Source organism: Fibrella aquatica, assembly GCF_041321135.1.
GTDB lineage: Bacteria > Bacteroidota > Bacteroidia > Cytophagales > Spirosomataceae > Fibrella > Fibrella aquatica.
This window is the reverse complement of the sequence record NZ_JBGGWF010000002.1, coordinates 347,611-362,748: the sequence shown is the minus strand read 5'-3', so window position 1 is coordinate 362,748 and position 15,138 is coordinate 347,611. Positions and strand designations below refer to the sequence as shown.

Below are 15,138 nucleotides of genomic sequence, written 5' to 3'. Positions count from 1 at the left end.
TGGTAACAAATGACTTCCAAATTCACCCAACCTGGTCAACTCGCGGCCGTTGATCAGGCAATTGAGCGGGGCATCGGCTATTTGCATCAGCATCAATACCCTAATGGCGAATTTTGCTGTTATATGGCCCCCGACCGGCACATGCAGGAATGGTGTGTACCCGACAGCACAGTGTTTCCCACGGCGGTGATCGTCAACTCACTGCTCACTCTGGCCGACCACCCGGCCGTGGAAAAGATGCTTAACCGGGCTGTTCCTTTCTTTCAGTATCAGATGATGCACGGCGGGGTCTGGAATTACTACACCCGCTGGCACCCGCTTTTCAAGCTAAATCCCGCCGATGTAGATGACACCTCATATGTGGCCACTTTCCTGAAAGCCCAGCAGGTGGGTTATCCGAGCGACAGCACCCGGGCGCTGATGCTGGCCAACCGCAACAGACAGGGCGTTGTGTATACATGGTTTGTTTTGCGACCCCGGCTTACGATGAACCGAACGTACTGGCGAGTAGGGTTGCGCGAAATGAAGCGACCCATCCGTAACTTCCTGTTCTGGCAGCAACACGAATGCACTCGCGCCGACATTGACGGTGTGGTGAACGCTAATGTGCTGTATTATCTGGGCGAAAACGAAGCTACCCAAGGCATTATCAGGTATTTACTTGACGTAGTAACCAAGCAGCAGGAGAATCGATGCGACAATTGGTATCACAGTCCCATCAACTTTTATTACGCCCTTGGACGTACCTACCAGCTAGGCATTATCCAATTTGAGGCCGCACGCTCCCCCGTATTAACCCGACTAATGATGTTGGAAGCCCCCCACGCGCAGGGGCAGTTTGGCCAGAGCGTTATGGAAACGGCATTGGCACTAAGCGCCCTGATATTCTGGCAGGGAGACCGCACTGCCATAGACCGGGCCGTCCTGTTTCTGCTTCAGAAACAGGACGAATACGGCGAATGGCCCCGGGCTATCTTTTTCTACAGTGGCCGCAGCGAAACCGTTGGCTGGGGTTCAGAAGAGTTAACCACCGCATTTTGTTTGGAGGCGCTGGCGTTATACCGGAAGTACATCAACGACCATTGAGCTATTTATCGCCTGTTTTTAAGTTGGAAATTCAGGCAGGCAGATAGACACTGAACGTAGCTCCCTGCCCCGGCTGACCCAACGCCGTAATGGCTCCACCATGATTAACGGCTACCTTTTCGCAGATGGCTAGTCCAATACCTGTGCCCACATAATGACTCTTACCGTGCAATCGCTGAAAAACCTGAAAAATGCGATCCGTATACTTTTGCTCGAACCCAATACCATTATCCGATACGTCAATACGATAGTAAAGCCTGGCTTGTCGGGCGGGCTTTACTTCAGAAGGCAACTTACCGGCCTGGATTAATTCAGAACGAATCTGTACAACGGGTGGCACACCTTCTTTGCGAAACTTCAGCGCATTACTTAACAGATTTTGAAATAACTGTCCCAACTGCGTCATATCACCCACCAGCGTAGGCAACGGCTCAATCTCCATCCGTGCGCCCGTTTCCCGAATCATGATATCCAGGTCTGTACGCACCAGTGTAATCACTTCGGTTAGCGAAACCAGGGTATTTGTATCCTGCCGGGTAGAAATGCGCGAGAAAGTTAGCAGGTCCTGAATCAGCGTAGACATTCGGGAGGCTGCCGCCTGCATGCGCTGAAGATAGTCGGTTCCCTCGCCCAGCGACTCCGCATACTGTTCCTCGAGAAGTTGCCCAAATGCCTGAATTTTCCGTAGGGGCTCCTGAAGGTCGTGACTGGCTACGTAGGCAAATTGTTGCAGATTTTCGTTGGAACGAGTCAGCAATGTGTTGAATTCATTAAGCTGGTCATTTGTGGTTGTCACTTCATCGTAACTGGCCAGCAATTCTTCATTAGAGGCGCTCAGTTCTTCATTGATAGCGGCTATTTCTTCCGTACGTTGCTGTACTAATTCTTCTAATTGCGTCGACAATGTTCGGTACTGCCGTTCGCTTTCTTCTATTTGCTGACGGGCAATGACCTGTTCAGTGACATCGACAGCCATATCCATAATGCCGTAGATTTCACCTTTAGTATTACGCAGGGGTTCATAGGTAAAGTTGAAATAAAAGGTCTTCAACTCACCATTTATAACCAGATCACATTTATCAGCCGTTGCATTGTAGGGCACGCCCGTAGTATATATTTCGTCCAGAATTTCCAAGAACGGCTGATTCAGCAATTCAGGTAAAGCTTCAGCAAGAGGTTTCCCCAGTACCGCCTCCCCTTTTCCCCAAATATCAAGTATCCGTTTGTTAGCTACTTCGATGCGTAACTCACGCCCTACAAACAAGCAGGTAGCCACGGGAGCCTCCTCAATCAACGAACGGAAACGTGCTTCACTTTCTTCCGTTTTCTGCCGGGCAAATACCTGCTTACTTACATCTGAACAAACCATCAGGATGCCTGAAACCTGACCGTCGGTACCAATTTGGGGTTGATACGTCAAATCAACATAGATCGTTTCCAGCCGACCTTGCCTCATCACCTCAGCGGCTACTTCATAGGCAATGTATGGCTTTCGCGAGGTTATTACCTGGTTTAGCAGCAGGTCAAAACCCTGCCCCTGCAACTCCGGTAAAGCCTCGAGCAGTGATCTACCAATCAACTGATCGGGGTGTCGGCCCGCTAATTCGCCGTAGAATGCGTTAGCCATACGAAAAACCAAACCCTCGGTGTCGACAATAGCGATACCCACCGGCGATTCTTCGAACAGCGCCATCGTCTGTTGCTGACTTTCCAGCAACGCCTGCCGGGATAACACGGCGGCGGTAGTTTCGGAGCAGGTTACCAGAACACCATTCACCGTACCAGCTTCATTGATAACCGGGCTGAAACTGTAGGTCCAGTAAGCAAAATCCATACGACCATCCCGATACAGGGGTAATTTCTGGTCTTCAAACCAGACAGCCTCGCCACCGGCCATTATCCGGTAAATCATGGGACCAATAACAGGCCAGGATTCGGCCCAGCTTTCTTCGCCGCGCTGACCCAACGATGAAGGGTGCTTACCCTGATCACCCAGACTGGGGCGAAAAGCATCATTGTAGAATGTGATGAGCTCTGGCCCCCAGAACAATAGCATCGGGAAGCGGGAAGCCAGTAACATATTGACCAGCGTGCGTAAGCTTACAGGCCACTGATCGGGCGTATGGAGTGGCGTCTCCGACCAGTTGTAAGTTCGGATTAATTCCGCCATTTCGCCCTTAAATGCCGGAAACGAACGCATGACGTCTGTGGTAGATGTATCCAAGTTAATCGATCAGGTATATGACTTCTGCAAGTTAATAACCCAACTAACTAGGCTGTCAGCACAAGCAGCTATCCTTTTGAGCGGTCCAGGAACGATAACTTTTTAAGGCTTTTTTTGAAAGCCATGTATTAGCGGATTCGCTTTATAGCAAGTGGCATACACCGGTCGAGCGGGCACTCGCAGGCCTGAACCTCCACTGATTTTTCCGTAAAACAGTTGGTTGTGTTATATAACCTGATCCAATACGTACCCGGCTGTGTTAATGAACCAATGACGCCATCGACTGGCAACGGCGTTTTACCGGACGTCACAGGCGTCCCACCCTCAAACGAACTACCCTGAACCAATTCGTACTGTGATCCGGTGGCCGTTGTGCCCGCCCAATCTGTGAGGAGTATGGTATAAGCCCCCGGACCACTACAAAAGGTCGACAGTGCGCCAATGGTGGGCACCGGGTTAATTACTACCTCGGCAACGGCCGATGTAACACTGTTCCCAACAGTACAGGTGGCGGTATAGCTCAAGACTGTAGAGTTACCAGTACTGCCCAGACCAACCGTAGATACATTAACCAACGTACCTGACGTAGGTACGGCACCTGCCGACCAGCTGATGATACCCTGTTGGCAACCACTCGCCGTTAGCAGAGCCAATTCGCCCGCACAAACGGTGGTACTGTTAACGGCCAGCGTTGCGGCCACTGTGCAACTGAGCGGAGCCGTATACGACTGATTAACAGACTGTCCGGCATAATCTACAGTGATCGTATGTGAACCGGATCCAGATGCTAAACCAGCCAGTGAGAAGGGAACCGATCCGGCTCCGGCAGAGACAAGAAGGGTCGTCGACACAGCACCATCGGTTACCACGGCCACATCGTTAATCGAATTAGTTAGCGATAACAGCCCCGTTATGGTGTACTCATTAGTGAGCGTACTGCAGGCTCCCGGCGTTACCGTCAGTTCAACCGAAGGAACGCAACGAGTTTGGGGCATCAATGCCGATAGCACTGTAAAACAACAGGGACCGTTATAGACAATAACTGAATAGCTCTCGCCCGCCGAACTGACCGGATTAGGCAGGTTTGTGTAGCGTACCTGTCCATCCACGATGGGTTGACTATTTCCCGTAGACGTATAAGCGGGTGGCATTGTGGTAGTATACAAAAACGTTTTGTCTCCGTTCTGGATACCGCTCAACTCAATACGTCCATCATTCATCGTTACCGTACTATTGCCTGGGCAAGTTGGTGCCGTAACCAGCACACTGGCCACGGTGGTTGGCAGACAAAAGAAACCCGCGTCAAAGCTGTGATCTACTGACCCAAGATTAGTAGTGGTTACGTTCAGAACCGGTGCGTTTATGCCCGCCAGTGTAGACATGTCCGCGTCGGAGTCGTTTTGGTCATTGAGCGTGCCCCCTGTTGCATTTGCCGTTGTCAATTGGTAGCGTCCACCCGCTTCCGTCAGCACATTGTCGACAAACTGTCCGTTAGCACCAAACATGATCTGGTACGTTGTATTGGGCAATAGAGCCGTCGTTGAACCCGGCACTGTAGACGATACCGGCGTGTAGGTAAAGTAATACTCTCCTTCGGCGTTGGTGGTTGTGGTGGCAATTTGTGCCCCATCCTTGTAGAGAGCAACCCGTATGCCGGCTAATCCTTTTTCGCCGGGGTCCTGCTCGCCATCCCGGTCATCATCCTGCCAAACCCGGTTTCCGATTTGCAGGTAGTTAGGCAAATCACAGTTGAGACCAATACCGCCCAGGCCGGTTGCCTTACCAAAGGTAGAGCCGTCGCCTTCCAGCGTCCTGTACACCACATAAGCACTTGTGGCATTATCTCCCGTGGTATAAAAGCCGGTTGTATTGCTTAGAAAACGCAACCCACCCGACCAGGCCTGATCATTCAGCGGGTCCATAGCTGAGACAACCACTTCGCCCGAACCCGGTCGGATAGCCAGTGAACCGTTGGCATTTTCGGAATGAATCAGCGCCCCACCGAAATAGAAATCATCGTTATAAAATTCTCCGGCGCCTGGTCCCTGATTGTTAGTGCGGCTTGACCCAACATTTGGCCCGGCCACACCACCGTTCTCAAGCACATAGGTGCCGTTACTGAAGTAAGCCCTCAGTACATCGCCCCCACTAATGTTATTGTAAAGCATTCCGCTAGGCGGGTTGGGGTCAAAGTTTTCGTAGCCAAGTTGCAAGCCCGACCGATCGTTGAAGCCCAACACCATCGACCCATCGATATCGAACTGAATATCGGCCAGAATGGGTTGCGGATGAATAATAAAGCTGTTGCCTAACACCGTAAGCTTCGTAAAGTCATCTTCCCAGGGGAACCAGCCCCGTACGCTAAAATCGGTACGATCAGGCGCTCCTTTTGGGTACGTCAACGGAAAATCGAAGACGACTTTGAACGTTCCCCCACTGCCCAGGCTATTTCCTGTCCCAGGGGTATAGGCAAACACAATGGCCCGCAAATCACGCTTGTCTTTACTGCCCGAAGCGTCGCAAATGGCGCCTACATACACCTTACCCTGATAGGCCTTTACGCCCCACAGGCGGCGGTTACCACTGTTGCAGATGGCATCGGCAGGTAATGGGTGTGCCGCCCAATCGCCCGCTCCAGGGTTACCATTGGGCGGAATCCGCAAGGAATACAATTGCCCGTCGGCCAGGTTGGTAAACCACAGTACCGATCCATCTTCAGCAATGTCCATGTCGCCCATGCCTACTTTCCCAACCGCCGCAAAGGCCTGCGGGTCGTGGCTGGCCATGCCTGGTTGCAGCGGTAATCCCCGATCACTATTGGACGGAATTGCGCCCAGATTAATGCCCAGATCGGTCAGGTTTACGTACAAACTCGTATTGGCCGGACCGGGACTAGTCGTTGATAAGTCGGTCTTATAAATACCGCCCAAACCACCCGGCCCCAGCCCAACATGCCGACGCATAACAGCGCTGGAAAACAACTGCTTGCTAAACTTATTGTAGGCTGTACCCCATAAGGACCCCACCTGACTGGCGAGGGCTAGTGGCATCATGCGGCTTGCATTTTTATTGCCGCGAAGCGAATAAGGGAACGCCACCAGGGCATCCATCGGCCCCGATGAGGCACCCGTTGGCAATGGATCTCCATTAACGAAACAGGGCACAATAATCAAAGGGTCAGATTGGCAATGTTCCTGCGCGTTGAGCACACCCAGATCTACATCGCAGTCAGGAGCGTTGACGAATTGCACCGTTGTGCGACCGTCTGGCCCATTGGGCGTTCCGTTGCCTGCATACGTGGGTACGTTGGTAAACTCTACCCGAACCGGATACGCCACAGGAGGCACAGCCAGCGTGTATTTACCCATCGAATCAGTGGCGGTGGTGAATACATCGCCTCCCCGGGTGATCGCCCGAACCATCACATCGGGTAACCCAACCGTTTCACCCGACTGCTGCACACCGTCGGCATTAAAATCTTTGAAAACTGCTCCGCCCAGGCCGGCACAGGCGAGTGGGAAACAGGGCGCAGGGGCGGTCAGGTCGCCCGATATCCTACAGGCTGTTTCACCCGTACCATACGTAGCCGAAACACTGAGCAGATCGCTGTTTGCCTCAACTTCGAATGCCACTACCTGTGGACTCCGTACGTCGGCTTCGGTGGCGGTAGAGACTTCACGAATAACAATTGTTTTAGTTTGTGTACCCAGTTGAACGCGTATGGTCTCACCATCCGGGATGGATGTCCAGCTAATTTCGGCACTCACGGTTGCTTTACTGACCCCACTCACCGAATAACAACCAGATACTGTGGTAAGTAGCGCCAAACCACAGCCGTTGTCGTGTATTGGCACAGACTTTGTAGCAGTATTCGTATATCGGTTTCCCAGCTGAATGACCTGTTCGACCGACGCAGGCGTAGAGGGGCTAAAATGTAGTAAGCGAAGAATTATTAATTGACTAATGAAGACCGTGAGTAACCGTTGAATCATACTAGTTCAGATTAGTGTTGAGTAGTTCGTGAATGGATATTGTACTTATAGAAAAAAAACAACAGACGCGATTTGCTCAGTTGTGATACTCAACCGGAAATTTATCGTTGAGCGATTCGGCAAAATTTTTCAGATAAATAGCTAGATAAAAAATACGTCGTTAGACGGTAGGATGTGCGTCAACATTCATACCATCTCCTCTTTATGCTGGTTGAAGGGGTAAAACGGGCACAAAAACGACGATATTTAACTGGATTGGGTTATCGGAGACCTCGTATATTAAAGGTTCACATAGGTCACAAAAACTACACCAATCTATTCTCAGCCTGTCGAAAATCGCATATACCAGGCTTCAGGAACCATGTATATGGTATTCGATCATTCCAGCATCAAGAAGTCTCATACTCTGGATTGAGCCAGCCATATACGCAAACAGGCGCTGATCTACTGTTTGAGACCAACGCCTGTTACTATAAAACAGCGGCAATTATCGCGGCTCGTCGCCTAGCTTTTCGTTTCGGGCCGATGTATCGGGTTTTCCCGTCAGGGCACCTTTCGCCATCTCGAAAAGTGTCATCATCTTACCACCGGGCCGATCCCAGTATTCACCGGCATGGGCATTCACTTTGATCAAACAAATACGTGGATCATCCTTCCCGTTGGGAAACCAGGCCTTCAGAAAATCATCCCAGAGCTGATCAATCTTCGCTTTGTCTTTCACCACTTCCGCCCGACCAGTCAGCGAAACATAGGTTTCGGGGCCAGGATCGGAGAAGCCAAGCGCAATCCGGTTGTTTTCGTTGATTTCTCGCACCTTGTTTGAGTCGTCGTACGAAAAAAACCACATGGTACCGTCGGGATCTACTTCGTGCATCGACATGGGCCGGGTATGAAAATCACCGTCGGCCTCCTGCGTGGTCATCATAGTAATACGAATATCCTTGATTTTTTCGCGAAGTAAATCCAGTTCCTGGGTTTGCAGTTTCGGGGTTTGTTGGGTTGTCATCTTGTTGTTTGTGCGTTACACTACTAAAACAGTAGACATATAAACAGGGCTTCATTCATTTATTCAATGGCCAGTCTCACCCTACCTATCGGCTCTGCTCACTGCCCCCTACTCCTTTCGTGCTTATCTTGTCGGCATGATTTGGGTTCTCTGGATACTGGCTACGGCCTACGCATTGCTGACAATAAGACTTTGGTACGCCTGGAACAACCTTCCCGAAATAACCGGTAACAAGTACGATTCAGACCATCAGCCAACGATCACCGTCGTTATTCCTGTCCGGAACGAAGCGAGTGCCCTGCCCCGGCTTCTGGCCGATTTGAGCGCGCAAACCTTCACCAATTTCTCCGTCATTATTGCCGACGATGCCTCAACAGACGATACGGCTACCCTGGCCCAGGCCTATTCGTCGGTTGCCACTTTCCCCCTCACCGTTTTTACCCTGGCCGACGATCCGGCGGTAGCATCGCCTAAGAAGCGGGCCATAGCCCAAAGCATTGCCCGGTCTACGGGCGAATTGATTGTAACCACTGATGGTGATTGCCGGGTGCAGCCGCATTGGTTAGCATCGTTGGCCCAGTGCTACCGCGAAACCGGCGCCAAACTCATTAGCGGACCGGTTACGTTTACAACCCAGTCTTCTGTTTTTGGCTCCTTACAAGTGGTTGAGTTTGCTTCGCTTATCGGGGCGGGTGCCGCTACACTGGCGATGAAGCGGCCAACCATGTGTAATGGCGCGAATTTATGTTACCAACGGACTGTTTTCGAGGAAGTTAATGGATTTTCGGGTGTAGACCATGTAGCCTCGGGCGATGATGAACTGCTGATGCACAAGATCGCCGCGCGGTACCCACAGGGCATTCATTTCCTGAAAAACCGGAAGGCAATTGTCGAAACCGACCCCCACAGCTCATTAACAGCCTTCTTTCAGCAGCGAAAACGCTGGGCCGGAAAATGGCGAACCTACTCGTCTATCTTTCCGACCTTGCTGGCCGCTTTTGTCTTTTTAAGCAACATGACCCCCGTGGTTGCCGTTGGTTATTGGCTGGCAGGGAGTTTATCAGAAAGCAATACAATTGGCATTGTTGCCCTTAAACTGATTCCAGAGTTCGTTTATTTGCAGTCGGTACTTACCTTTTTGCGAAAACGGTCCGTTATTGGCTGGATTCCCCTGACCCAGCTTGTTTATCCGTTCTATGTACTCTTCGTTGGTCTGGCCGCGCAGCAACCCGGCATTGTCTGGAAAGGCCGCAAGTTGTCGTAATCCATTTACTTTTTTTCAGAAAGTCACTTGTCCTTTTTCCTCCATAAATCAAATTTCCTGTTTCGGACTGTTTATCCGGACTTTTTGTGGCGGCTTGATGAAGAGCCTTCCACCGCACCAACCATATACCTCACTTTCGATGACGGGCCTATTCCGAGGGTTACCGAATTTGTGCTTGATCTGCTGGATCAGTTTGAGGCCCAGGCTACTTTTTTTTGCATCGGCGATAACGTGAGCAAGCACCGCGACATGTTCTATAAAGTGGTGGAGGCCGGGCACGACATTGGCAATCACACTTTTAACCACCTTAACGGCTGGAAAACCCACGATGAAGTGTACTGGGCCAATATCCGTAAGTGTCAGCGTCAAATGAATATTGCCACCAGTCTGTTTCGACCACCCTACGGCCGGATCAAGAAAAGCCAGGCTGCAGGACTCTACACCGAATTTTCGGTAGTAATGTGGGATGTGTTGACCGGCGACTTCGATCAGACACTAGCTCCCGAAACGGTGCTTCAGAAAAGTATTCAGTATACAGAACCGGGGTCAATCGTAGTGTTTCACGATAGCCTGAAAGCCTGGCCAAACCTTCGGTATGTGCTTCCACGATACCTGGCCCATTTTGCGGAGCTAGGGTATCAGTTCAGGGCCGTGCCGCAACCGATTTATGCCTGAGCCGCCTTACGTATCAATACTGGTAGCTGTCCGCAATGAGGAAGCCAACATCGAAAACTGCCTGCGCGCACTGGTCGACCTGAAATACCCCATCCACCGCCTAGAGGTACTGATCGGTAATGATGGATCTACCGATGCCAGCGCCCGCATTGTGCAGGCGTTTATTGCCAGCAAACCCCACTTCCATTTATTTGATGCCGGGCCTGGCGAAGACGAAACCGTTATGAATGGAAAGGCAAATCTGCTCGCGCAATTGGCTAAACGGGCTTCGGGTGAATTTTTGCTCATCACCGACGCTGATGTTCGGGTGCCGCCCAGCTGGCTAACGGGTATGTTAGCCGAGTTTACCCCCGACACAGGCATTGTTACCGGCACAACTCTCACCGAAGGATCCAGCCTTTGGGCTCGCTTACAGGCCGTTGACTGGCTACTGGCCTTCGGGCTCATTCACCTCGGAACGTACCTGGGTTTACCCCTTACCGGGTCGGGAAATAACCTGGCCGTTCGTCGACGGGCCTACGATGACGTGGGTGGCTTTGCAGGTATTCCTTTTTCGGTGGTGGAAGACTATACTCTTTTTCAAACCATTGTGGCGAAAGGATACGGTTATGCCCACCGCCTCGATGCCGATGTACTGGCCCAAACCCTCCCTGCCCCCACCCTGACCACGTACCTGCAACAACGCAAACGCTGGATGCGCGGTGCTTTTTCATTACCCTTGCCGCTACTTGGCGGCGTGATTTTTCAGTATCTGCTAGTCCCTCTGTTACTGATCGTCAGCCTGTTTTCAGCTAAAACGGCCTTGTTTATTTACCTGACCAAGTGGCTGATTCAGAACGCGGTACTTCTCTGGACATTGCAACGCACCCGGCAAGTACGCCGCTGGTTCGACGCGCTGTTGTACGAACCGTATCAAGTCATTCTGGGCACTCTTTCGATGGTCTATTACCTGCTGCCCATTCCGATTCGCTGGAAAGGACGTACCTATAACTGACCCTAGAACGCCGTTTTACGCGTTTCTTTGCGGTATGTTAACTTTCATTGACACCCACGCACACATTTACGACGAAAAATACGAAGCCGACAGTTTCGTTGACGGCGAGCCCCACGGAACCCGCAACGATATGCTGCAGCGGGCTTTTTCGGAAGGCATTGCCGAAATCTGGATGCCCAACTGTGCGGCCGAAACCATTCCCGGCATGATGGCACTGGCCACGAACTATCCTGACCGCTGCCGCCCCATGATAGGCCTCCATCCTACCTACGTCAACGAGACTGTAGAATCCGAGTTGGCCACTGTTAAGCAGTACCTGAATGAGCATTCGTTCATGGCCATCGGCGAAATTGGCCTCGATTTCTACTGGGATATGACCCACGTACCCCAGCAGTTTACGGCCTTTGAGCAACAGCTTCGCTGGGCGTCGGAGCGGGGCCTATTTGTGTCGCTACACACGCGGTCGGGCCACGACCGGAACGCCATGATGGAAGCCGCCGACCTGATGGAGAAACTAGCCTTAACCAATCTGCGAGGTATCTTCCATTGTTTCGTGGGCACCCTCGACGAAGCAAAACGGGCCATCGACCTTGGTTTTTTGCTGGGCATTGGCGGCGTGGCAACCTACAAAAATGGTGGCCTTGATAAAGTCATTCCACATATCGGCCTCGATCACCTGGTGCTGGAAACCGACGCGCCTTATCTATCGCCGGTTCCGTTTCGCGGCAAACGCAACGAACCCGCTTACCTCCGCTATATAGCTGGTCGCCTCGCTGAATTTACAGGTACGTCGGTCGACGAAGTAGCCACAATCACGACGCGAAATGCTTTATCAATTAAGAGTTAAGAATGAAGAGTTGCGCTGCCCAATCAGCGGACGCCCCCTCAGCAGCGCAACTCTTAATTCTTAACTCTTAACTCTCCCCCCCCCCTATGCTTCATCTAAACATAACCCAAAACCCGGCGGGGTCGATCCTGGTCATTTACACCGGTGGTACACTCGGAATGGTCTACGATCGCTCAGCCGATCCGGCTAAAACGGGGCAGTTGATGCCCTTTAATTTTAGTCAGGTCATTGAGAAAGTGCCCGAAATAGGTCGCCTCGACTTTGATGTATCACTCATCACGCTCGACCCCATCATCGATTCGTCGGATGTAAAACCGGCGGTCTGGGTACGTCTCGCCCAAACCATCGAGGCTCACTACAGCGAGTTCGATAGCTTTGTAATTCTTCACGGGACCGATACAATGGCTTACACGGCGTCGGCCCTCAGCTTCATGCTTACAAACCTAGGGAAACCGGTTATTCTGACCGGCGCACAATTACCGATTGGGGTGGCCCGGACTGATGCCCGAGAAAATTTTCTGACGGCGCTCGAAATCGCAGCTGACCGTCAGGATGGCCGACCCGCCGTGCCTGAAGTTTGCATCTACTTCAATTCATCGCTGTTACGGGGAAACAGGGCCAAGAAACGGGAAAGCGTCCATTTCAACGCGTTTCATTCCGAAAACTACCCCCATCTGGCCATGGCAGGCGTGCGAATCGAATACAACCGCCCATTTATTGCCCGTCAGGACATGGCCTTGCCGTTTAGCATTAGTACGGCTGTAGATGACAACGTAACCATTCTGAAACTTTTTCCAGGCATCACCCCGGCGGTGGTCAATGCAGTACTGGCCATTCCTGGCCTGCGAGGCGTGGTACTCGAAACGTTCGGGGCGGGCAACGTACCCACCGATGCCTGGCTGGCCGATGCCCTCCGCACTGCCATTTCCCGTGGAATCGTCATTCTCAACGTCTCGCAGTGCGAAGGGGGGCGCGTCACTCAGGGTCAATACCAGACCAGTACACGCCTGCAACAGATTGGCGTGGTAAGTGGAGCCGACATGACCACCGAAGCAGCCATTACCAAATTAATGGTACTCCTGGGTCAACACACCGACGTACCCACCATTGAACACCAACTTGCCCAAGCCATGCGCGGCGAAATGAGTCAGTAAGCCCCTATATTTATACACGTTAACTCACCTCTTCTATGCGGATCACCTACCTGCTTGCTCTTTGCCTCACCACACTGACCTCGTCCCTGCTTGCCCAGCAATCGGCTCCGGAACTACCCCTCGGCTTTGAAGAGTACGACCCCGTTTCTACCCTAAAAGTACCCGAACACAAGCTGAAACGGGCCAAGTATCCGTTCATCGATGTACATAATCACCAATGGAGTCTCGACGACGGTAAACTGCAAACCCTGCTGACCCAAATGGATAGCCTGAACATGGGCATCATGGTCAATCTGAGCGGTCGGGGATGGGGCAAAGCGGCAGAGAGCGACCAGTTTTTTACCGGCTCACTGGCTACCATCAAAAAAGCGAACACGAGCCATGTGGTGCTGTTTACCAACATTCTGTTCGACGGAATCGGTAAACCCGGCTGGACAGAAGAGTCGGTAAAGCGCCTGGAGGCCGACGTAAAAGCCGGTGCCCACGGCCTGAAAATTTACAAGAGCCTGGGCATGGATACCAAAGATGACAAAGGCCAACGTGTAGCCGTCGACGATCCACGACTAGACCCGATCTGGGCCAAATGCGGGCAATTGGGGATTCCGGTCATTATTCACACGGCCGACCCCAAACCATTCTGGGACCCGATGGACCGTTACAACGAACGCTGGCTCGAACTCAAGCTGCACCCCGGCCGCAAACGCTCCGACAAAAATCCGGTTACCTGGCAGCAGTTACTGACCGAGCAGCACAACGTGTTTCGCAAAAACCCGAAAACGACCTTTATCAATGCCCACATGGGTTGGTATCCTAACAACCTCGCCAAGCTGGATAGTTTAATGAGCGCATACCCAAACATGGTGCTCGAAATCGGAGCCGTCATTGCTGAACTGGGAAGGCAACCCCGCGCGGCAAACCGGTTTTTCACCAAACATCAGGATCGAATCGTATTCGGTAAAGACAGTTGGGTGCCCAGTGAATATGCGACCTATTTCCGTGTGCTGGAAACCGACGACGAATATTTTCCCTACCACAAAAAGTACCACGCGTTCTGGCGGATGTACGGTATGGGCCTATCTGACAACGTGTTGAAAAAAGTATATTATAAAAACGCCCTACGCATCATTCCCGGTCTCGACAAAACCTTGTTTCCCGACTGAAACGAATAGCGCTGAGAATGCGTCGAAGAAATCCTTTCCGATTATTGATGTCACTATCAGCAACCGGAAAGGATTCATTGAAAATTGATGCTTGCTTCATTAAATTTCGAGTACAGGTGAACTTTATAGTTCAATTTAGATGTATATACATTAAATACACTAACAATAAAACGATTCGTTCATGGAAACGCAAACTACCAACGCAACTACCTGGGTTATTGACCCAACTCACTCGGAAGTTCAATTCAAAGTGAAACACTTGATGGTGTCGACTGTAACGGGTGCATTCAACACCTACGAAGGTCAGTTGACCATGGTCAATGATGACTTTGAGGATGCAGAGATCACGTTCTCAGCCGATATTGACAGCATCACTACAGGCAGCGAACAGCGGGACGGTCACTTGAAATCGGCGGACTTCTTCGATGCCGAACATTTTCCTCAGCTGACTTTCAAATCGACGGGCATGAAAAAAGCAACCGACGATTTTTATTACCTCACCGGCGACCTTACCATGCATGGTATTACGAAACCAGTATCGCTCAAAGCCGAGTATGGCGGACAGATGCAGGATTTCTACGGTCAGACAAAAGCCGGTTTCGAACTCACAGGCACGATTAAGCGCAAGGAATTTGGTCTGACCTGGGATGGCATTACCGAAGCAGGCGGCGTAGTAGTAAGCGACGACGTTCGGTTGGTGCTGAATATTCAGGTGACCAAGCAAGCGTAAGCAGCT

The 15,138-nt window shown here is 51.5% G+C and carries 11 protein-coding genes; 8 read left to right on the top strand and 3 right to left on the bottom strand.

Translation table 11 applies throughout. The features are described 5' to 3' along the window. The first annotated feature begins 9 nt into the window (after positions 1-9). Positions 10-1,086 (top strand): prenyltransferase/squalene oxidase repeat-containing protein, encoded by a 1,077-nt coding sequence (locus ACAW87_RS05410; RefSeq protein ID WP_370722137.1) that lies wholly within the window; start codon positions 10-12, stop codon positions 1,084-1,086. Between the two features lie 31 nt (positions 1,087-1,117). Here the strand turns inward: ACAW87_RS05410 and ACAW87_RS05405 are convergent, their stop codons facing one another. The 3 genes from ACAW87_RS05405 to ACAW87_RS05395 form a co-directional block, all read right to left on the bottom strand. After that, on the bottom strand, positions 1,118-3,286 hold the full coding sequence (locus ACAW87_RS05405; protein ID WP_441656225.1) for a PAS domain-containing sensor histidine kinase: 2,169 nt from the start codon (positions 3,284-3,286) through the stop codon (positions 1,118-1,120). Between the two features lie 152 nt (positions 3,287-3,438). Beyond that, the gene (locus ACAW87_RS05400; RefSeq protein ID WP_370722135.1) at positions 3,439-7,164 is read right to left on the bottom strand and encodes an SdrD B-like domain-containing protein; all 3,726 of its coding nucleotides are present in this window, start codon (positions 7,162-7,164) and stop codon (positions 3,439-3,441) included. A gap of 625 nt (positions 7,165-7,789) precedes the next feature. After that, the gene (locus tag ACAW87_RS05395) at positions 7,790-8,308 is read right to left on the bottom strand and encodes a pyridoxamine 5'-phosphate oxidase family protein (protein ID WP_370722134.1); all 519 of its coding nucleotides are present in this window, start codon (positions 8,306-8,308) and stop codon (positions 7,790-7,792) included. A gap of 136 nt (positions 8,309-8,444) precedes the next feature. Here ACAW87_RS05395 and ACAW87_RS05390 point away from each other — a divergent pair, with 136 nt between their 5' ends. From ACAW87_RS05390 to ACAW87_RS05360, 7 genes are all read left to right on the top strand, one after another. Further along, positions 8,445-9,572, top strand: coding sequence for a glycosyltransferase (locus ACAW87_RS05390; protein WP_370722133.1), 1,128 nt, complete (start codon positions 8,445-8,447; stop codon positions 9,570-9,572). Between the two features lie 27 nt (positions 9,573-9,599). Beyond that, positions 9,600-10,247, top strand: a complete 648-nt coding sequence (locus tag ACAW87_RS05385; RefSeq protein ID WP_370722132.1) for a polysaccharide deacetylase family protein — start codon at positions 9,600-9,602, stop codon at positions 10,245-10,247. After that, positions 10,240-11,241 carry a glycosyltransferase gene (locus ACAW87_RS05380; RefSeq protein ID WP_370722131.1) on the top strand — a complete coding sequence of 334 codons (1,002 nt, stop codon included), beginning with the start codon at positions 10,240-10,242 and terminating at the stop codon, positions 11,239-11,241. The genes ACAW87_RS05385 and ACAW87_RS05380 overlap by 8 nt, the downstream gene beginning before the upstream one ends. Before the next feature lie 34 nt (positions 11,242-11,275). Continuing rightward, entirely contained in the window at positions 11,276-12,088 is an 813-nt protein-coding gene (locus ACAW87_RS05375; protein WP_370722130.1) for a TatD family hydrolase, read from the top strand. An 86-nt stretch (positions 12,089-12,174) separates the two neighbouring features. Then, positions 12,175-13,242 carry an asparaginase gene (locus ACAW87_RS05370; protein ID WP_370722129.1) on the top strand — a complete coding sequence of 356 codons (1,068 nt, stop codon included), beginning with the start codon at positions 12,175-12,177 and terminating at the stop codon, positions 13,240-13,242. Between the two features lie 35 nt (positions 13,243-13,277). Beyond that, a complete protein-coding gene (locus ACAW87_RS05365) occupies positions 13,278-14,402 on the top strand; it encodes an amidohydrolase family protein (RefSeq protein WP_370722128.1) in 1,125 nt (374 codons plus the stop codon). A gap of 181 nt (positions 14,403-14,583) precedes the next feature. Continuing rightward, the gene (locus ACAW87_RS05360) at positions 14,584-15,132 is read left to right on the top strand and encodes a YceI family protein (protein WP_370722127.1); all 549 of its coding nucleotides are present in this window, start codon (positions 14,584-14,586) and stop codon (positions 15,130-15,132) included. The last annotated feature ends 6 nt before the right edge of the window (positions 15,133-15,138 follow it).

Excerpts from the sequence above, each read along its gene's own strand:
- ACAW87_RS05410 (WP_370722137.1), top strand. The coding sequence starts at position 10 with ATGACTTCCAAATTCACCCAACCTGGTCAACTCGCGGCCGTTGATCAG.
- ACAW87_RS05405 (WP_441656225.1), bottom strand. The coding sequence starts at position 3,286 with ATGCGTTCGTTTCCGGCATTTAAGGGCGAAATGGCGGAATTAATCCGA.
- ACAW87_RS05395 (WP_370722134.1), bottom strand. The coding sequence starts at position 8,308 with ATGACAACCCAACAAACCCCGAAACTGCAAACCCAGGAACTGGATTTA.
- ACAW87_RS05390 (WP_370722133.1), top strand. The coding sequence starts at position 8,445 with ATGATTTGGGTTCTCTGGATACTGGCTACGGCCTACGCATTGCTGACA.
- ACAW87_RS05380 (WP_370722131.1), top strand. The coding sequence starts at position 10,240 with ATGCCTGAGCCGCCTTACGTATCAATACTGGTAGCTGTCCGCAATGAG.
- ACAW87_RS05375 (WP_370722130.1), top strand. The coding sequence starts at position 11,276 with ATGTTAACTTTCATTGACACCCACGCACACATTTACGACGAAAAATAC.
- ACAW87_RS05370 (WP_370722129.1), top strand. The coding sequence starts at position 12,175 with ATGCTTCATCTAAACATAACCCAAAACCCGGCGGGGTCGATCCTGGTC.
- ACAW87_RS05365 (WP_370722128.1), top strand. The coding sequence starts at position 13,278 with ATGCGGATCACCTACCTGCTTGCTCTTTGCCTCACCACACTGACCTCG.
- ACAW87_RS05360 (WP_370722127.1), top strand. The coding sequence starts at position 14,584 with ATGGAAACGCAAACTACCAACGCAACTACCTGGGTTATTGACCCAACT.